The organism is Leptotrichia trevisanii DSM 22070 (genome assembly GCF_000482505.1).
GTDB lineage: Bacteria > Fusobacteriota > Fusobacteriia > Fusobacteriales > Leptotrichiaceae > Leptotrichia > Leptotrichia trevisanii.
The window spans coordinates 1-1,894 of the sequence record NZ_AXVL01000080.1 but is presented as its reverse complement, the minus strand read 5'-3'; the positions used below and the strand labels follow the sequence as shown (position 1 = coordinate 1,894).

At 31.6% G+C, this 1,894-nt stretch carries 4 protein-coding genes and 1 pseudogene; all 5 read left to right on the top strand.

The window, feature by feature from the left end:
• Positions 1-219, top strand: a 219-nt coding sequence (locus K324_RS0109580; protein WP_026748930.1) for a RusA family crossover junction endodeoxyribonuclease, incomplete at its 5' end; no start/stop codon positions are given.
• Positions 220-223: 4 nt separating this feature from the next.
• A complete protein-coding gene (locus K324_RS0109575) occupies positions 224-721 on the top strand; it encodes a dUTP diphosphatase (protein ID WP_026748929.1) in 498 nt (165 codons plus the stop codon).
• Position 722: 1 nt separating this feature from the next.
• The gene (locus K324_RS14785) at positions 723-1,337 is read left to right on the top strand and encodes a Rha family transcriptional regulator (RefSeq protein WP_051354440.1); all 615 of its coding nucleotides are present in this window, start codon (positions 723-725) and stop codon (positions 1,335-1,337) included.
• Between the two features lies 1 nt (position 1,338).
• Entirely contained in the window at positions 1,339-1,521 is a 183-nt protein-coding gene (locus K324_RS0109565; RefSeq protein ID WP_026748928.1) for a hypothetical protein, read from the top strand.
• Positions 1,488-1,894 (top strand): annotated as a pseudogene (locus tag K324_RS0109560) (putative HNHc nuclease); the annotation flags it as partial. The gene K324_RS0109565 and the pseudogene K324_RS0109560, both read left to right, overlap by 34 nt.

Genomic DNA, 1,894 nt, shown 5'->3' with positions numbered 1-1,894 from the left:
AAAGGCGAGGTAACAAAAAAACGGCTCAAGGTTGAAATATGGCTTTATTTTAAAACTAAAGCCAAAAGGGATATAGACAATTACAACAAGGCTATTCTAGACTGCTTGAAAGGAATCGTGATTGAGGATGACGAACTTATAGACGATTTGGCTGTGCATAAGATAAAGGGGTATGGCAAGGATAAGGTTTATATCGAAATTTTAGAGAGAAGGAATTAAAAAAATGGAAGCATTGAAAAAGTTTGATATGGATGAACTACTAAAAAGACAAGCGATGTTGGATAAGAAATTTGATGAAAAGAAAACTTTGAGAAAAAGAACACAAATAAGAACGTTTGTCGCATTTATTGCTGAATTAGGAGAATTAGCACAAGAACTTAAAAATGACTGGAACTATTGGAAAAATAACACAGAAAAAATAAACAAAAGGAAAGTTTTGGAAGAGTTGTCAGATTGCCTTCATTTTTACTTGAGTTTTATTAATCAAGGATTGTTTAGAAATTCCGGAGGTGAAAATGTTAAATTTTATAAAAGGTGTATAGAGAACTTAGAGATAGCTTTAATATTTTTATCAAAATTTTCTCAAGAAAGAGAAAACAAAATAATAGCGGCAATTTTAATTGTGGCCGAATACGTAGGAGCAACAGAAGAAGAATTTTTAAAAGTCCATCACGATAAATGGCTTAAAAACATGAACGAGAGAACTAAGGAGGAATATTAGGATGAACGAATTAATGAATATAGAAAACAGAAATACACTAACAAGTTTAGATATAGCGGAAATAACAGGAAAGGAACATAAAAATATTTTATCTGACATAAGAGATGAAATAAGTAAAATAGGGGAAGAGAGAGGTCGGCTAATTTTTCAGCCAACCACATATATTGATAATTTTAACAGAAATCAACCTGCATTTCTTTTGAATTACAAAGGAGTGTTGCAACTTGGGGCAAGATATAATGCTGAAACAAGATTTAAACTTATTGAAAAAATTGAACAGCTTCAAAAGCCAATGACTGTTGAGGACATGATCATATTGCAGGCAAATGAAATGAAAAGTGTCAAGCATAGAATCAATATCGTAGAAAATAAAATTGACAACGAGATAAGAATAGATCATACAGAACAGAGAAAATTGCAGAAAGCAGTATCAATAAGAGTTTATCAAAGACTGGATGTGATAAGTGCTGACAGAAATTTAATGTTTCCTGCAATTTACAGAGATTTAAAGGACAGGTTTGGAGTTGCAAGCTACCGTGATATTAAGAGAAAAGACTTGACTGAAGCATTGGCATACGTACAGAACTGGATAGAAAAAGCAGAATTGAGGAATTGAGATGGATGAGCAAGAAAAGACGATTAAAAGAACAAAAATTAAAATACTACACAATGCAGAAATGAGTACCAGTGAATTTGAATTTGCAAAACTTAATGCTGATTTGTTTAAGAGCATTAAATTTATAAAGAAAAGGAAGGCTAAAAAGAAATGGCAAATGCTGAAATCTCGAATCAAGAAATAATAATAACCTTGCCTGTGGAAAAAGTTTATCCAGGAATAAAAGAAAAACTGGAGGAATACTTAAACCATTTTCCAATAAAGGTTATTCCAGTAAAAAAGTTATCGCAGGCACAAAATGGCTTGATACACGTTTTATTAAAGCAATTTGGAGATGAGATAGGATACACTTTGATAGAGATTAAGGAACTGATGAAAGAGCAGTTTGCAATATCCACAGACAGATTAGACTTTTCAACGGCAAAATGCGATATGGAAACAGCAAATGAATTTATATCATTTATCATAGAGCAGGCATTGGAACTTGGAATAAATTTATATATACTTGGAAAACACGATAAAAGGTATAAACATATATTGGAAATTGACAATATAAC

What these genes read in the sequence shown, in the direction of transcription:
- K324_RS0109575 (WP_026748929.1), top strand. Translation starts at nt 224, where the DNA reads ATGGAAGCATTGAAAAAGTTTGATATGGATGAACTACTAAAAAGACAA.
- K324_RS14785 (WP_051354440.1), top strand. Translation starts at nt 723, where the DNA reads ATGAACGAATTAATGAATATAGAAAACAGAAATACACTAACAAGTTTA.
- K324_RS0109565 (WP_026748928.1), top strand. Translation starts at nt 1,339, where the DNA reads ATGGATGAGCAAGAAAAGACGATTAAAAGAACAAAAATTAAAATACTA.